The following is a 15,148-nucleotide window of genomic DNA, read 5'->3' as shown; positions in this document are numbered from 1 at the left end:
GGCGGCACGTGGTGATGCGGGCCCCAGGCGATGGCCGGCCCTTCCACTCGCTGCGTCCATGCGGTCGCCCGGTCGGGCATCGGCCCGCGATCAGAGGCCGGCGGGACCCGATTGCCACCACTGCCCGAGCAGCCAGAGGCCCGGCAGCAGTTGCACGAGCAGCATCGTGGCCGTCAGCCGCGCCCAGGCGCCACTCCGCAGCCGCCAGACCGCGAGCAGACCCATCGCCAGCACCACCACCGAGCCGCAGGCCCAGGCGAACCAGAGCACGCCACGGCCGATGCAGCCGACGTTCTCGCAGTACATGCCGTACAGGGGAAACGCGGCAACAGCCAGTGCGCTCACGGCGATGGCATGCAGGCCCGCCAGCACCCGCCAGCCGCGGTGCACCGGCCGGGTGCCGCCGGCCGCGGCAGGCGTAGACCGTCGCCCCACGTCGGCACTCACTCGACACCGGCCTCGCGCAGCATCCGCCGCAGGAAGGCGATCTGCGCATCGCGCCGGTCGGGGCCGTCGTAGCGTCGCACCACCCACCACTCGTGTGCGCTGATGCTCTCACCCGGCTGCAGGGTCTCGTACGGCCCGTGCACTTCCAGTTCGAGCAGGCCGGTCGGCACCTGCCCGGGCTTCCAGTCCAGGTACAGCTCCACCTGCCCCTGCTCGGGATGGATCCGCGCGCGTGGCTGGTGCTCGAAATGGATCAGGAACGCCTGGCCGGCCGCGAATCCCGCGATCCAGCCCGCACGTGGCTGGATGAACACCTTGCCGCGCCGCCCCTGCCTGCCCTCGGCTGGCGGCAGCAGTTCCAGCGAGAACAGGCCGTCGGCCGTGGTGCTGACCAGGCCGTCGTAGGTGTCGTCCATGTCCGAGCGCACGCGCAACCCGCTGCCGTCGGCCGCCAGTGGCACGTAGACCCGGGTTTCCGGATGCACCCGCGTGTTGAACCAGATGTCGCGCGCGACCGGCTCGGCGCGGGTGTTGCGCATCTCGACGGTGAGCTCGACCGCGTCGGGCCGCTGCGGCGCCAGGGTGAAGCTCTGGGTGAGCTGCACGCCGCTGACCGGGCTGGCCGCGCCCTCGACCACCAGCCGCTGCGGCTCGTTCACCAGCACCCTGGCCTCGGCGTAGGCCAGCCACGGATCGGGCGGCCAGTCGGCGGCGGCGGCGCGGCGGGCGGGATTGACGGTCTGGTCCCGCCACCAGTCGCGCTGCGGACCGGCCCAGATCTCGTGGCCGAGATAGCCGATGTTGCCGGCGTCGGCGTGCACCCTGGGGTGCGGCTGGTCGCGCAGGGCGTCCTCACCCACGGCCAGCAGGTTCGGCGCGCCGCGTGCGCCGAAATGCAGCACGCGGCCACCCAGCGTCGGCAGCACCTCCAGCCGCAGCTGCGGGCTTTCGAGCACCAGGCGCCGCTCGTCGACGGGCGCCTGCGCCGCGGCGGACGTGGCCAGGCCGGCGGCCAGGATGGCCGGGGCGATCAGCGCGGTCAGGCGCATCGGTGTCCTCCCGTTATGCGGACCGACGGCCTCGACGGACGCCGGCCCGGCTCACATGGTCTGGGTCGGCTTGTCCGCGTTGAGGGTGCCGGCCAGCAGGGTTTCGATCCGGTTCTTCACGGTTTCGCCCTCGCTGGTCTCCGGGAACTGCACGCCGATGCCGGCCACGCGGTTGCCCTGCGCGCCGGCCGGGGTCACCCACACGACCTTGCCGGCGATCGGCAGGCGGTCGCTGGAATCGGGCAGGGTCAGCAGCAGGAACACCTCGTCGCCGAGGAAGTAGCGCTTGGGCGTGGGAACGAAGATGCCGCCATGGCGGATGTAGCCCATGTAGGCGTTGTACAGCGCGGCCTTGTCCTTGACCGCCAGCGACAGGATGCCCTGGCGTCCGCTTGCAGCACTCATCGACTCTCCCCTTTTCCTGCCTGCGCGCGCATGCCGTCGCGCCAGGCCAGCAGCAGTTCCACCAGCACCAGGTCGGCGCGGACCGTGGTCCGCAGCAGGTCGCGCGCCCGGTTGGCCGCATCGAACCACGTCGACAGCTTGTGCAATCGGTCCGGGTCGGTCAACCCGGTGCCGCCGGCCTGCGCCAGCGCGAACTCGGCGGCATGGCGCAGGCGCTCGGCGCTGCGCTCGTCTCCGGCCCAGCGCAGCGCCACCTCCATCGGATCGGCGCGACCGGCGGCAATGCCGCCGAGGTCGGCGGCCACCTCGCGACGCAGCGTCAGGCCGTCGCCGGACAGCCAGGCATCGGCCAGGCCCGGATGTCCACGCGCGGCGTCCAGCGCCTCGGCCGCCGCCGTCTGCCCGTGCCCGCGCGCGTGCAGCCACTGGGCCGATTCCTCGCGCGGCGGCAGGCGGAACTCCAGCCGCTGGCAGCGGCTGCGGATGGTCGCCGGCAGGCGCCCGGGCTGCGCGCTCACCAGCCACAGGTAGCGGCCGGCGGCCGGCTCCTCCAGCGTCTTCAGCAGCGCATTGCAGGCGGCCGTGTTGATGGCATCGGCCGGGTCGATGATCGCGACCTGGGCGACGCCGTACTGCGGCGTCAGCGCCATCTTCTGGCCCAGCTCGCGGATCTGGTCGATCACGATTTCGGTACGCAGCTTGCTGCCGTCCCGGTTGGGGACGAACGACACCACGTGCAGGTCCGGATGCGTGCCGGCGGCGATCAGCTGGCGGGTGCGCGCAGCCTGCGCAGCGTCGCCGGCCGACAGCACGTGCTCGGCCAGGCGCTCGGCGACCGCACGCTTGCCCAGCCCGGCCGGACCGCACAGCAGCAGCGCATGGCCCAGCCTGCCCGAATCCAGTGCGGCCAGCGCCTGGTCGTGGATGCGCTGCTGCCACGGTGCGAACACTGCCGCACTCATGCCTGCGCTCCCAGCCAGGTGGTGACCGCCGTGGCCACCGCTTCGCCCACGCCCTGCGGCGGCAGCGATGCATCGATCAGCCGGAAACGCGCCGGATCGGCCTGCGCGCGCCGGCGGAAACCGCCACGGACACGCTCGAAGAAGTCGTCCTGCTCGCTCTCGATCCGGTCCGGCCACAGGTCGCGGCTGCTGGTGCGTGCGCGGCCCACGCGCACGTCCAGGTCCAGCAGCAGGGTCAGTCCCGGACGCAGGCCGACCGCACGCTGCTCCAGGTCGGCGATCCACGCCGCGTCCAGGCCACGGCCGGCGCCCTGGTAGGCGTAGCTCGAATCGGTGAAGCGGTCGCTGATGACGAACGCGCCGCGCTGCAGCGCCGGTGCGATCACCCGGCGCACGTGCTGGGCGCGCGCGGCGAACACCAGCAGCAGCTCGGTTTCCGCCTCCAGCGGTTCGACCTCGGCATCGCCATCGGGCGTGCGGTCCAGCAGCAGGCCGCGGATCCGCTCGGCCAGCGGCGTGCCGCCGGGCTCACGGGTCAGCACCACCTCGTGGCCGAGCGACTGCAGCAGGCCGTGCAGCGAGGCGATCGCGGTGCTCTTGCCCGCACCTTCGCCGCCCTCCAGGCTGATGAAATGCGGATGTCCCGGCACACGCTGCGTCACGGCGCGTCGCCTTCGTCCTGCGCCTGCGCGGCGTGCTCGTCGCGGCAGTTGCGGCGCCGCTGGTAGCAGTCGACCGCCGCATTGTGCTCGGCATACGTCGCCGAGAAGATGTGACTGCCGTCGTTGCGCGAGACGAAGAACAACGTATCGCCCGGCTCCGGATCCACCGCCGCCTGCAGCGCCGCGCGCCCGGGCATCGCGATCGGGGTCGGCGGCAGGCCGGTGCGGGTGTAGGTGTTGTAGGGCGTATCGGTGGTCAGGTCGCGCTTGCGGATGTTGCCGTCGTAGGCACTGCCCATGCCGTAGATCACGGTCGGGTCGGTCTGCAGCAGCATGCCCTTCTGCAGCCGGCGGGCGAACACGCCGGCGATCTGGCGGCGCTCGCTGGCCTTGCCGGTTTCCTTCTCGACGATCGAGGCCAGGATCAGCGCCTCCTCGGCCGAGGCCAGCGGCAGGCCGGGCTTGCGCCCCTCCCAGGCCTGCGCCAGCGCGGTGACCATCGCCGCGTGCGCGCGGCGCAGCACGTCCAGGTCGCTGTCGCCCTGCTGGTACAGGTAGGTTTCGGGCAGGAAACGCCCCTCCGGATGCTGGCCGGCGACGCCGAGCGCGGCCATCAGCGCGGCATCGTCCAGGTCGGCGGTCTCGTGGCGCAGCGGCTCGGCCGCGGCCAGCACCGCGCGCACCTGGCGGAAGTTCCAGCCTTCGACCAGGGTCACGCGGTAATGGATCACCCGCCCGTCGCGCATGCGCTGCAGCAGCTCGCGCGGGCTCAGTTCCGGGGCCAGCGCGTACTCGCCGACCTTCAGCCGGCCCGCGGCATCCATCTGCCGCGCCAGCAACTGCCATTCGATGTCGTGGCCGGTGTCGATACCGGCCGTGCGCAGCTTGCGCAGCACGGTCCTGAAGCCGTCGCCGCGCTCGACCTGCAGGCTGGGCGCCGGCGTGCCGGCGACCGGCGTGTCGGCGAACCGCTGATAGTGCAGCCACGCCCAGGCGGCGATGCCGGCCAGCAGCGCCAGCACGGCCGCCATTCCGAGCACGATCGCCAGACATCCACGCTTACGGCCTGCAGCCACGTCCACCTCGTCCATCGGAAGGCCGCACAGGATACCGCGTCGCGGTTGCGGGCTGGCCGGGCCCGGTGGCCCGCGCTCAGCGCGCCGCAGGCTCCAGCGCGCGCAGCAGACCGCGTGCCTTGGCCCGGGTTTCGTCGAGTTCACGCTCCGGGTCCGAATCGACCACGATGCCGGCGCCGGTCCGGAACCGCAGCATGTCGCCCTGCACCTCGGCGCTGCGGATCAGGATGTTCAGGTCCATGTCGCCGTCGCGGTTGAGCCAGCCGATCGCACCGGTGTAGGCGCCGCGCGGCGTGCGCTCGAGCTCGGCGATGATCTGCATGCAGCGCACCTTCGGGCAGCCGGTGATGGTGCCGCCGGGGAACACCGCGGCGATCACCTGCCCCGGCGTGGCCGCGTCCTGCAGGATGCCGCGCACGTTGCTGACGATGTGGTGGACGTGGGCATAGCTCTCCACCGTCATCAGCTCGTCGACCTGGACGCTGCCGGGCGTGCAGACCCGGCCCAGGTCGTTGCGCTCCAGGTCGATCAGCATCACGTGCTCGGCGCGCTCTTTGGGGTGGCCGACCAGTTCGCGGATGCGCGCGGCATCATCGTCGCCGGGAAAGCGCGGACGGGTGCCGGCGATCGGCCGGGTCTCGGCGACGCGGCCGCGCACCGACACCAGCCGCTCGGGCGAGGAACTGGCCACCGCCCAGCCCTCGCCGGCGAACAGGCCGGCGAACGGCGCGGGATTGGCCTCGCGCAGGCGTGCGTAGAGTGCGGCCGGGTCCAGCGCGCCATCGAAGCGCGCCTGCCAGGCGCGCGACAGGTTGACCTGGAACACGTCGCCCGCGTGCAGGTAGTCGAGCACCCGGGCGACGCCATCGGTGAAGTCGTCGGCGCGATCCTCGTCCAGCACCAGCGGCCCCTGCCAGCGCGGCAGCGCCGGCAGCGAACGGCTGGCGTCGATGTCGGCGCGGATGCGCTCCAGCATCGCCTCATGGTCCGCTTCGGCGACGATCGCGCACTCGCCGGTGACGCGGTCGCGCAGCACCGCCGCCGGGCAGCGCAGCGCCAGCGCCAGCGGACGCGCGCGGGCCGGTGCGACCGGCAGTGCCAGTACCGGCTCGACCTGCATCGCCAGCTCGTAATCCATCAGCAGCGCCCAGCCACCGCGGAACGGCCAGCGCGGCTCTTCGGCCGGCACTCGCAGCGGCGCCCAGGCGGCATCGAGCGCATCGAGGAAGCCACCGGCCAGCGGCTCCCCGCCAAGGGTGCGGGTCACCCCATCCGCATCAAGTTGCACGCCCTCGCCCGGCAACGCGGCCAGCAGCAGGTCCCAACGCCCCTGCGCGGTTCCGGCGGCGACCGATTCGAGCAGCAGCGGGTAGCGCGCCGGCATCAGCCGGTGCAGCGCCAGCAGGTCGGTGTCGGCGGGAAGCGGAAGGCAGCACAGCATCGGACGCCCCTGTATCGATGGAAGGCGGACAGGCGGCCGCACCAGCCCGGACATGCGACGACCGGCCCGTCGCCGGACCGGTCGTGGGGCGGCGGCACCACCACGGATGCCACCGCAGGCCAGCCGGTCCTGCCGGACCGGGTGCGGACTCAGACCCGGCGGAACACCAGCGTGCCGTTGGTGCCACCGAAGCCGAAGCCGTTGGACAGCGCGATGTCGATCCGCTTCTGGCGCGCCACGTTCGGCACGTAGTCCAGGTCGCAGCCCTCGCCCGGCTCGTCCAGGTTGATGGTCGGCGGGATGATGTCGTCGCGCAGCGCCAGCACCGAGAAGATCGCCTCGACGCCGCCGGCCGCGCCCAGCAGATGGCCGGTCATCGACTTGGTCGAGCTGACCATCATCCTGTAGGCGTGGTCGCCGAACGCCCGCTTCATCGCCAGCGTCTCGGCCACGTCGCCCAGCGGCGTGGAGGTGCCGTGCGCGTTGAGGTAGTCGACCTGGTCGATGTTCACGCCGGCGTCCTTCAGCGCCATCAGCATGCAGCGCGCCGGGCCGTCGCCGTCCTCGCTGGGCGCGGTCATGTGGTAGGCGTCGGTGCTTGCGCCGAAGCCGGCCAGCTCGCAGTAGATGCGCGCGCCGCGGGCCTTGGCGTGTTCGTACTCCTCGATCACCAGGATGCCGGCGCCATCGCCCATGACGAAGCCGTCGCGGTCCTTGTCCCACGGCCGCGAGGCGCGGGTCGGATCGTCGTTGCGGGTCGACATCGCCTTCATCGAGCAGAAGCCGCCCATCGAGGTCGGCGAGGAGCCGCGCTCGGCGCCACCGGCGACCATCACGTCGGCATCGCCGTACTGGATCATGCGCATCGCCATGCCGATCGAGTGGTTCGAGGTCGCGCAGGCCGATACCGCGGAAAACCCGGGGCCCTTCAGGCCCTTCATGATGCTCAGGTGGCCCGGCAGCATGTTGATGATGGTGCTGGGGATGTAGAACGGCGAGATCTTGCGCTGGCCGCCCTCGAGGTACTTCTCGGTCTGCTGCTCGATGCCGAGGATGCCGCCGATGCCCGAACCGACGATCGCACCCACGCGCTCGGCGTTGGCTTCGGTGATCTCCAGGCCGGAGTCATCCAGCGCCATCAGCGACGCCGCCATCCCGTAATGGATGAACGGGTCCATCTTCTTGGCGTCCTTCGGATTGACGAAGCGGGTGATATCCAGCCCGCGCACCTCACCGACGATGCGGGTGGTGAAGTTCGAGGCGTCGAACGAGGTGACCTCGCCGATGCCCGAACGTCCGTTGACGATCCCGTCCCAGCTGCTGGCCAGGTCATTGCCCAGAGGCGAGACCATGCCCATGCCGGTGACGACGACGCGACGACGCTGGCTCATACGATTCCTCCACTGCTGCGACTTTCGTGAAAACGCCGGCCGGAGCCAGACGCGCGCGGGGCCGCATGCAGCGGCCCCGGTTGTTGACTGCCGGCGCGGGCCGTCGATGGCCCGCGCCCGGACACGCGTCAGCTCTTGACGTGCGCCTTGATGTAGTCGATCGCCTGCTGCACCGAGGTGATCTTCTCGGCTTCCTCGTCCGGGATCTCGCACTCGAACTCTTCTTCCAGCGCCATCACCAGCTCGACGGTGTCCAGCGAATCGGCGCCCAGATCGTCGACGAACGATGCGCTGTTGGTGACTTCTTCTTCCTTGACGCCGAGCTGTTCGACGACGATTTTCTTGACGCGCTCTTCGATGGTGCTCATAGGTAATGCTCCAGGCGGAGTGGTTTGTAGATCGAACCGCCCGAATGGCGGTGCGGGGTTCACTGTCCGTGAGGCGGATAGTGTAGTCAAAAGCCGCGGCGCCGGGCACTCAGCCCGCAACCGCAACCGAATCAAAAGCTTACGCGGCCTTTGAAAGACAGGGGCTGACCAGCGGTCACGCCATGTACATGCCACCGTTGACGTGCAGGGTCTCACCGGTGATATAGGCGGCCGACGGGCCGGCAAGGAATGCCACCGCGCGGGCGATGTCGGCCGGCTCGCCGAGGCGGCCCAGCGCGATCTGCCCCAGCAGCGCGTTCTTGGATTCTTCCGGCAACTCGCGGGTCATGTCGGTATCGATGAAGCCCGGCGCGACCACGTTGACGGTCACGCCACGGCTGCCGATTTCCTTGGCCAGCGACTTGCTGAAGGCGATGATGCCGGCCTTGGCCGCCGCGTAGTTCGCCTGGCCGGCATTGCCGGTGGCGCCGATCACCGACGCGATGTTGATGATGCGCCCGGTACGGGCCTTCATCATGCCGCGCATGACCGCCTTCGAGGTGCGGTAGACGCTGGTCAGGTTGGTGTCCAGGATCGCCTGCCAGTCCTCTTCCTTCATCCGCATCAGCAGGTTGTCGCGGGTGATGCCGGCGTTGTTGACCAGGATCGAGACCGGGCCGAACTCCTTGGCGATCGCCTCGATCAGCGCCTCGACCGAGGCGGCGTCGGTGACGTCCAGGCGCCGGCCGTGGCCACCGACGGCGGCCAGGCGCTCGCCGATCGCGGCCGCACCGCCGTCACTGGTGGCGGTGCCGATGACGGTGGCGCCCTGGGCGGCCAGTTCGTCGGCGATCGCCGCGCCGATGCCACGGCTGGCGCCGGTGACCAGCGCGATTCCACCCTGCAGGGGCTTGCTCATGATGCGGTTCCTCGATGGGGAATGCCGCGACGCTGCGGCCGCGGCGACAACAGGGCGGCACGCGTACGCGTACCGCCGGACTCTGCGCGGATCAGTGGACCCAGGCATCCAGTGCGGCGGCGAACTCGGCCGGCGTGGCCAGCGGCCGCGCCTCCACCGACTTGTCGATCCGCTTGACCAGGCCGCTCAGCACCTTGCCCGGGCCGCACTCGGCCACCTGGCTCACGCCCCGGGCCGCCAGCGCCTGCACGCAGGAGGTCCACTGCACCGGCAGATACAACTGCTGCACCAGCGCCTGGCGGATCGCGTCGACACCGTCGTGCACCTTGCCGTCCACGTTCTGGATCACCGGAATCTGCGGCGCGGTCCAGGCCAGGCCGGCCATCGCTTCGGCCAGGCGGTTGGCCGCGTCGCGCATCAGCGGCGTGTGCGAGGGCACGCTGACCGCCAGCTTGACCGCCTTGCGCACGCCGCGCTCGGCCAGCAGCGCCAGCGCGCGGTCGACCGCATCGGCATCGCCGCCGATCACGATCTGGCCGGGCGAATTGAAGTTGGCCGGCACCACCACCTGGCTGCCCGCCGCCTGTGCGCAGACCTCGGCGACCAGTGCGTCCTCCGCACCGAGCACCGCGGCCATCGCACCGCTGCCTGCCGGTGCCGCGTCCTGCATCAGCTGCCCGCGCAGGCGCACCAGATGCGCACCGTCCTTCAACGACAGCGCACCGGCGGCGACCAGCGCCGAATACTCGCCCAGACTGTGACCGGCCAGCAGGGCCGGCCGCGCGCCGCGCTGGGACAGCCACAGGCGCCACAGCGCCACGCTGGCCGCCAGCAGGGCCGGCTGGGTGAACTCGGTCCGGTTCAGCTGCTCCTCCGGCCCACCCTGCGACAGCGCCCACAGGTCGACGCCGGCGCCATCGGAGGCCTCGGCGAAGGTGTCACGGATCTGCGGGTGGAGTTCAGCCAGTTCGGCGAGCATGCCCACGGACTGGGAACCCTGTCCGGGAAAAACGAAGGCGAGCGTCGAGTCGGTCACGCGGTCGATGGGCCTGAAAAAGTGAGCGGGAATGATACGTGCGATTGCGCTCGTGCGTCTGTACCGCCGCGTATGCAGCACCGGCACGCATGAACGGGAGGCTGACGGGTGCGCCACCCTGACGCCGGCGCTGCGCCGCCGGTCAGGTGCTGCGCCGTCTGGCCGCTGCGACCGCGGCCCGGAGCGCGGCGAGGCTGTCGCGGGCCGGTGGATGCTCGAACACCGCGCTCTCCGCCAGCGTGTGTACACGTGCACCGCTCCTGAGCCTGATCTCGACGAAGGCCAGATGCTCGGACCAGGAACGGTAGCGCCGCACCGTGAGAATGCTGTGCCTGGACGTGACCGCAGCGATGTCCGCCAGCGCGATCCTCCGATGCGCCGCGTCGCCGACGATCAGGAGCCCATCGCCATCGGGCACGACCGGAACGCACCGGCCCAACCGTCGCCACTCCACCGCGAACCGCCACGCCAGCAGGCCCAGCCCGGCTCCGACCAGCGCCAGGCTGGCAGGCGAGGCGTCGCCGGGCCGGATCAGCAGCAGGATGCCGATGGCCACGAGCATGGACAGGGTGACCGCCCTGTAGAAGTGCGCGCGCTCGAGTTCGGCGAGGCTCAGGAAGCGGACATCCATCGATGCACCCTCGGAGGAAGACGATCATCCGGCCACTCCGCACGCAGGCCGGACCTGCATGCGCAAGGCATCGGCGCCCGACGCGTTCGCGCAGCAACCTGCCCGCTCGCAGTCATGATCCCGCCGGTGGCGGGGGCCCATCCTTCCACGCCCGCATCGTGCTGCGCCAGCATCGACGCCGATCGGCGGCGCTGCTGGCACGCGATGTGTCGACGCCATCACAGCCACGGGCATGCCAGGCACGCCGGACGATAGGGCGTCCGGCACGGCGCAGATCAGGACGGGCACTGAAGACGCCGCCGGGACGGCAGCGTCGGTGCGGCAGAACTCAGTAGCGCAGCAGCGCCGAGCCCCAGGTGAACCCACCACCGAAGGCTTCCAGCAGCAGCAGCTGGCCGCGCTGCACGCGGCCCGAGCGCACCGCCTCGTCCAGTGCCAGCGGCACCGAGCCCGCCGAGGTGTTGCCATGCCGGTCCACGGTCACCACCACCTGGTCCATCGACATGTCCAGCCGCCTGGCGGTGGCTTCGATGATGCGCAGGTTGGCCTGGTGCGGGATCAGCCAGTCCAGGTCGGACTTGTCCAGGCCGTTGGCCTGCAGGGTCTCGTCGACGACCGAATCAAGCGCCTTGACCGCGTACTTGAAGACGTCGTTGCCCTTCATGTTGATCTTGGCGCCGCTCTCGAACCCGACCGACACGCCGACCGGGTCCCACAGCAGCTCCTTCTTGCTGCCGTCGGCATGCAGATGGGTACTGAGGATGCCGGTGTCGGTGTCGGCCTTGAGCACGACCGCGCCGGCGCCGTCGCCGAACAGCACGCAGGTGGTGCGGTCGGTCCAGTCGACGATGCGGGTCAGGGTTTCGGCGCCGATCACCAGCGCGTACTTCGCGTCGCCCGAACGGACGAACTTGTCGGCCACGCTCAGCGCGTAGACGAATCCGGAGCAGGCGGCATTGACGTCCAACGCCGCACAGCCGGCCACGCCCAGCCGCGCCTGGATCAGGCAGGCGGTGGAAGGAAAGATGAGATCCGGCGTGGTCGTGCCGACCACGATCAGATCGAGCTGCGAGGCCTCGATGCCGGCCGCCTCCAGCGCACGCACCGCGGCGTTGTAGCCGAGGTCGCTGGTGGTTTCCGTGTCGGCGGCGATATGCCGCTCACGGATGCCGGTACGGCTGCGGATCCACTCGTCGCTGGTGTCGACGACCTTGGCCAGATCGTCGTTGGTGACCACTTTTTCCGGCAGATAGCTGCCGGTACCGGCGATACGCGAATAGATCCGCTCGCTCATGCGCATTCCCGCTGCTCGGCCCGCACCGGGCCAGGGTCATCACAGGGCGCGCCGCGGGGCGCGCCCGACATCAGGCTCAGTCTTCTTCGACGGCCGAGGTCTTGGTCGCGATGACCTTCTTGCCGCGGTAGTAGCCGTCGGCGGTGATGTGGTGGCGCAGGTGGAGCTCGCCCGTGGTCGGGTCGGTCGCCAGCTGCTTGGCCGTCAGCGCATCGTGGGAACGGCGCTGGCCGCGGCGGGACGGGGTGACACGGGATTTCTGCACAGCCATGGGATTGCTCCAAAACTCGGTTGAATTGCTACTTCGGGTTGCCTCGACGCCACCAAACAGGTGCCGGTCCAGGGCGCCTCAGGCGGCGGCGCGGCCGTCCTACTTCTTTTTCAGGTCCACCAGCGCCGCGAACGGGCTGGCAGCCTGCAGTTCCTCTTCGCTCGCCGACCAGACCTGGTCGACCGGCTCGCTGTCCGGCGAGATCGCCACCACCGGTACGGCCAGGACCAGTTCGTCCTCGACCAGATCGGCGGGCCGCAGCTGGCCGTCTTCCGGCACCAGCAGCGCCTCGTAGCCGGGAGGCAGGGCTGCCTCGTCGGCCTCGTCGCGGATCAGGCCCAGCCGCTGCACGCTCTTCACCGGCAACACGAAACGCTGCAGGCTGCGCTGGCAGAGCAGCGGCAGACCGGCGTCGATCGTGAGTTCGACGAAAGGCACCTTCAGCGTGTCCTGGCCGAACTCCAGCGTGAACGCGCAGGAGCCCTCGGTATCGGCAAGACTGCCGGCCAGCCGGGACATCGCCGACAACGGCAGGGTCCCTTCGAACAGCCGCCTCGCAGCGACCATCCGCCAAGCATCCAGTGTATCGGGGACCTGCACGGCGGACGTACCTGCGGACATAAGCCGCTGAATGTTAAGGATGCGCCCTGCCCCTGTCAAACACCCGGAGCGACCGGGGCCCAGGCCGTTGCCGCCCGGGACCTGCGCCGGCCACACTGACACCCCTTTCCGGCGCTTCCGCGGGCATCCGATGCTGGTCCTGGCCTCCACTTCCCCCTATCGCCGCGAGTTGCTGCAGCGCCTGCGGCTGCCCTTCGACTGCGCGCGTCCGGAGGTCGACGAAACGCCATGGTCGGACGAGCCGGTGCCGGCCATGGTCGCACGTCTGGCCAGGGCCAAGGCAGAGGCGGTGCTGGCCCACCGCACCGGCGATCAGGTGATCGGCTCGGACCAGGCGGCCGAACTCGATGGTCGCCCGCTCGGCAAGCCGGGCAGCCGCGAGGGCGCCATCGCCCAGCTGGAGGCGATGTCGGGGCGCAGCGTGCGCTTCCACACCGCCGTCTGCGTGGCCGATGCGGACCGCCGGCGCGAAGCCGTCGACCTGACGACGGTGCGTTTCAGGCCGCTGTCGCGGGCCGAGATCGTCCGCTACGTGGAGGCGGAACTGCCGCTGGACTGCGCGGGCAGCTTCAAGTGCGAGGGCCTGGGCATCAGCCTGTTCGAGGCGATCGAGTCCAGCGACCCCACCGCCCTGATCGGCCTGCCGCTGATCACCCTGGCACGGCTGCTGCGCGAGACCGGCGTCCAGGCGCCCTGAGCGCGACTCAGCGCAGCATCACCGGCTGCGCCGGCCAGTCCTCGACGCTGCCATCGGCGCCGTGCAGCCGCAGCGACAGCCAGTGCCTGCCGGACGAAAGCTCCGCGGGCACCTGCACGGTCGCGCGGAAGCCGGTACGGGGATGGTGCGGATCGGTGGAGCCGGGCCAGGCCGGACGCACATCCAGCGTGTGTCCGTAGGCGGCGTCGGCAACGGCCTGGCCATCGAGCAGGATCTCGACCCGCGACAACCCCACGCCTTCCTTGAACGCCCAGCCTTCGACGTCGAGCGTGCGGCCGATCCGCGCACCCGCCACCGGCGTATCGATCCAGGCCATGGCCGGCGCCACGCAGGCGCCCTCGGCGCGACCGGGGGGCAGCGGCACCAGCAGGAAGCGCTGGCGCCCGTGATCGACGCTGACCGTCTGCGCCGGCGGCAGCGGGCCGAGCCAATCACACAGCGCGTGGTAGCGCTGCAGCCAGTGCTTGAGCGGCAGGTCGCCGGGCGCCAGCACCAGCAGCCGTGTCAGATGCTGCACGCGCTCGGCCTGCAACCCCCACAGCGCCAGTTGCGGGGCGCGTCCGTGGGCGATGTTGAGCGGGTGGTCGAGCACCGCGATGTCCGGATCGCCGCGCAGGAACCCCAGTTCGGCGCCGACCTTGAAGTTCTCGGCCACCACCACCGTGCCGGCCGGCATCGCCGCGAGCGCGTCGTCGACCGCCTCGGCCAGCGGCTGCCAGCCGGCGAAGTTGCGCGGGTAATGCTTGGAGCCGGCCAGTCCGGCACGTAGTTCGGGGGTGGCCACCACGCCGGCCAGCACCAGCACGGCGGCAAGACCGAGCCCCGACGTGGCCCAGACCAGCCGTCGCCAGCCCTGGCGCGGCCCGCTGAGCAGCATCGCCGCGGCCGGCAGCAGCGCCAGCCACGCCGGCAGCGGCCAGTGGAAGCTGATCCGCTCGCTGTCGGTCACGAAGCCGAGCGCGAAGATGCCACCGGCGGCCAGCGCGGCGAACAGGCCGAGAAAGCGCCACTGCACCCGCATCTCGCCCCCGACGCGCGCGGTGCGCCACATCGCCAGCAGCAGGGTCGCCAGCAGGACCGGCGTGACGAACAGCGCCTGGATCAACGGAAACAGGAAGCCGTCGGCATGCAGCTGCCAGGGATGGCGGTCGACGAGCTGGAAACGCAGCCCCGCTTCGGCGTTTTCCAGGTTCCACAGCAGCAGCGGCACCCAGGCCAGCGCACCGGCCAGCAGCGCCACCAGCACGCGCGGATCGGACAGCAGCCGCCGACCCTGCGGCAGCAGCAGCATCGCCAGCGCGCCCGCCCCCACGGCGCCGGCGAAGCGGTAATGGCTCAGCGCGCCGATCGCCAGGCCCACACCCAGCTGGAACGCGGCACCCGGACCGACGGCGCGCAGCAGGCGCGCAGCGGCGTGCAGGCACAGCAGCGTGGCCAGGGTCAGCGGCACATCGGGAACGGCGAGCACGCCCATCAGCCCCGACAACGGCATCAGCACCGCGAGACTGGCCGCCTGCCAGCCGACGATCGCGCCGAACCAGCGCCGCGCGATGCGCATCACCAGCCAGGGCAGCAGCGCACCGATCAGCAGGAACGGCAGCCGCAGCGCGAATGCGTTTTCGCCACCGATGGCGGTGCCCAGGCGCGCCAGCCATGCGGTCAGTCCCGGCAGATCGGAATAGGCGAAGGCGAGGTGCCGGCCCTCCTGCCAGTAGAACGCCTCGTCGACGAACAACGGCAGCCGGACGGCGATGGCGAACTTCAGTGCGCAGACCACGCCCCACAAGGCGACGAAGGTTGCGCGAGCACGTTGTTCACCCTGCATATCCAGCTACACTCCGTCTTCGGTTTCCGGCA

General features: G+C 70.8%; 17 protein-coding genes. 1 reads left to right on the top strand and 16 read right to left on the bottom strand.

Annotation, left to right across the window (positions count from 1 at the left end; translation table 11 throughout):
• Positions 1-90: 90 nt before the first annotated feature.
• The 15 genes from IB242_RS08580 to IB242_RS08510 form a co-directional block, all read right to left on the bottom strand.
• The gene (locus IB242_RS08580) at positions 91-345 is read right to left on the bottom strand and encodes a hypothetical protein (RefSeq protein WP_192278163.1); all 255 of its coding nucleotides are present in this window, start codon (positions 343-345) and stop codon (positions 91-93) included.
• A gap of 98 nt (positions 346-443) precedes the next feature.
• Positions 444-1,496, bottom strand: a complete 1,053-nt coding sequence (locus IB242_RS08575) for a DUF4380 domain-containing protein (RefSeq protein ID WP_192278161.1) — start codon at positions 1,494-1,496, stop codon at positions 444-446.
• A gap of 51 nt (positions 1,497-1,547) precedes the next feature.
• Entirely contained in the window at positions 1,548-1,901 is a 354-nt protein-coding gene (locus IB242_RS08570; RefSeq protein ID WP_192278159.1) for a PilZ domain-containing protein, read from the bottom strand.
• Positions 1,898-2,863: a DNA polymerase III subunit delta' gene (locus IB242_RS08565; RefSeq protein WP_192278157.1), complete on the bottom strand. Its 966-nt coding sequence runs from the start codon at positions 2,861-2,863 to the stop codon at positions 1,898-1,900. Before IB242_RS08565 ends, IB242_RS08570 begins: the two co-directional genes overlap by 4 nt.
• Positions 2,860-3,525, bottom strand: coding sequence for a dTMP kinase (gene tmk / locus IB242_RS08560; protein WP_192278155.1), 666 nt, complete (start codon positions 3,523-3,525; stop codon positions 2,860-2,862). Before tmk ends, IB242_RS08565 begins: the two co-directional genes overlap by 4 nt.
• The gene (gene mltG / locus IB242_RS08555) at positions 3,522-4,616 is read right to left on the bottom strand and encodes an endolytic transglycosylase MltG (protein WP_192278153.1); all 1,095 of its coding nucleotides are present in this window, start codon (positions 4,614-4,616) and stop codon (positions 3,522-3,524) included. The genes tmk and mltG overlap by 4 nt, the downstream gene beginning before the upstream one ends.
• Positions 4,617-4,677: 61 nt before the next feature.
• A complete protein-coding gene (locus IB242_RS08550; protein ID WP_192278151.1) occupies positions 4,678-6,042 on the bottom strand; it encodes an aminodeoxychorismate synthase component I in 1,365 nt (454 codons plus the stop codon).
• 149 nt (positions 6,043-6,191) lie between these two features.
• Entirely contained in the window at positions 6,192-7,433 is a 1,242-nt protein-coding gene (gene fabF / locus IB242_RS08545; protein ID WP_192278149.1) for a beta-ketoacyl-ACP synthase II, read from the bottom strand.
• 128 nt (positions 7,434-7,561) lie between these two features.
• A complete protein-coding gene (gene acpP, locus IB242_RS08540; RefSeq protein ID WP_013535667.1) occupies positions 7,562-7,801 on the bottom strand; it encodes an acyl carrier protein in 240 nt (79 codons plus the stop codon).
• A gap of 175 nt (positions 7,802-7,976) precedes the next feature.
• Positions 7,977-8,720, bottom strand: coding sequence for a 3-oxoacyl-ACP reductase FabG (gene fabG, locus IB242_RS08535; protein WP_192278147.1), 744 nt, complete (start codon positions 8,718-8,720; stop codon positions 7,977-7,979).
• 91 nt (positions 8,721-8,811) lie between these two features.
• The gene (fabD, locus tag IB242_RS08530; protein WP_192278145.1) at positions 8,812-9,756 is read right to left on the bottom strand and encodes an ACP S-malonyltransferase; all 945 of its coding nucleotides are present in this window, start codon (positions 9,754-9,756) and stop codon (positions 8,812-8,814) included.
• 142 nt (positions 9,757-9,898) lie between these two features.
• Complete coding sequence (locus IB242_RS08525; RefSeq protein WP_192278142.1) at positions 9,899-10,387, bottom strand: hypothetical protein; 489 nt, start codon at positions 10,385-10,387, stop codon at positions 9,899-9,901.
• 328 nt (positions 10,388-10,715) lie between these two features.
• Entirely contained in the window at positions 10,716-11,681 is a 966-nt protein-coding gene (locus tag IB242_RS08520) for a beta-ketoacyl-ACP synthase III (RefSeq protein WP_192278140.1), read from the bottom strand.
• 76 nt (positions 11,682-11,757) lie between these two features.
• On the bottom strand, positions 11,758-11,952 hold the full coding sequence (gene rpmF, locus IB242_RS08515; RefSeq protein WP_192278138.1) for a 50S ribosomal protein L32: 195 nt from the start codon (positions 11,950-11,952) through the stop codon (positions 11,758-11,760).
• A 99-nt stretch (positions 11,953-12,051) separates the two neighbouring features.
• Complete coding sequence (locus tag IB242_RS08510; RefSeq protein WP_192278136.1) at positions 12,052-12,573, bottom strand: YceD family protein; 522 nt, start codon at positions 12,571-12,573, stop codon at positions 12,052-12,054.
• A gap of 130 nt (positions 12,574-12,703) precedes the next feature.
• Here IB242_RS08510 and IB242_RS08505 point away from each other — a divergent pair, with 130 nt between their 5' ends.
• Positions 12,704-13,270: a Maf family protein gene (locus tag IB242_RS08505; protein ID WP_192278134.1), complete on the top strand. Its 567-nt coding sequence runs from the start codon at positions 12,704-12,706 to the stop codon at positions 13,268-13,270.
• Positions 13,271-13,277: 7 nt separating this feature from the next.
• Here the strand turns inward: IB242_RS08505 and IB242_RS08500 are convergent, their stop codons facing one another.
• Entirely contained in the window at positions 13,278-15,116 is a 1,839-nt protein-coding gene (locus IB242_RS08500) for a glycosyltransferase family 39 protein (RefSeq protein WP_192278132.1), read from the bottom strand.
• Positions 15,117-15,148 lie beyond the last annotated feature (32 nt).

It is taken from the genome of Xanthomonas sp. XNM01, assembly GCF_014851915.1.
Lineage (GTDB): Bacteria > Pseudomonadota > Gammaproteobacteria > Xanthomonadales > Xanthomonadaceae > Pseudoxanthomonas.
Note: the sequence above shows the minus strand (reverse complement) of the source record. Positions and strands in the feature narration are given on the sequence as shown.

What these genes read in the sequence shown, in the direction of transcription:
- IB242_RS08575 (WP_192278161.1), bottom strand. Translation starts at nt 1,496, where the DNA reads ATGCGCCTGACCGCGCTGATCGCCCCGGCCATCCTGGCCGCCGGCCTG.
- IB242_RS08570 (WP_192278159.1), bottom strand. Translation starts at nt 1,901, where the DNA reads ATGAGTGCTGCAAGCGGACGCCAGGGCATCCTGTCGCTGGCGGTCAAG.
- IB242_RS08565 (WP_192278157.1), bottom strand. Translation starts at nt 2,863, where the DNA reads ATGAGTGCGGCAGTGTTCGCACCGTGGCAGCAGCGCATCCACGACCAG.
- mltG (WP_192278153.1), bottom strand. Translation starts at nt 4,616, where the DNA reads ATGGACGAGGTGGACGTGGCTGCAGGCCGTAAGCGTGGATGTCTGGCG.
- IB242_RS08550 (WP_192278151.1), bottom strand. Translation starts at nt 6,042, where the DNA reads ATGCTGTGCTGCCTTCCGCTTCCCGCCGACACCGACCTGCTGGCGCTG.
- fabF (WP_192278149.1), bottom strand. Translation starts at nt 7,433, where the DNA reads ATGAGCCAGCGTCGTCGCGTCGTCGTCACCGGCATGGGCATGGTCTCG.
- acpP (WP_013535667.1), bottom strand. Translation starts at nt 7,801, where the DNA reads ATGAGCACCATCGAAGAGCGCGTCAAGAAAATCGTCGTCGAACAGCTC.
- fabG (WP_192278147.1), bottom strand. Translation starts at nt 8,720, where the DNA reads ATGAGCAAGCCCCTGCAGGGTGGAATCGCGCTGGTCACCGGCGCCAGC.
- IB242_RS08525 (WP_192278142.1), bottom strand. Translation starts at nt 10,387, where the DNA reads ATGGATGTCCGCTTCCTGAGCCTCGCCGAACTCGAGCGCGCGCACTTC.
- IB242_RS08520 (WP_192278140.1), bottom strand. Translation starts at nt 11,681, where the DNA reads ATGAGCGAGCGGATCTATTCGCGTATCGCCGGTACCGGCAGCTATCTG.
- rpmF (WP_192278138.1), bottom strand. Translation starts at nt 11,952, where the DNA reads ATGGCTGTGCAGAAATCCCGTGTCACCCCGTCCCGCCGCGGCCAGCGC.
- IB242_RS08510 (WP_192278136.1), bottom strand. Translation starts at nt 12,573, where the DNA reads ATGTCCGCAGGTACGTCCGCCGTGCAGGTCCCCGATACACTGGATGCT.
- IB242_RS08505 (WP_192278134.1), top strand. Translation starts at nt 12,704, where the DNA reads ATGCTGGTCCTGGCCTCCACTTCCCCCTATCGCCGCGAGTTGCTGCAG.
- IB242_RS08500 (WP_192278132.1), bottom strand. Translation starts at nt 15,116, where the DNA reads ATGCAGGGTGAACAACGTGCTCGCGCAACCTTCGTCGCCTTGTGGGGC.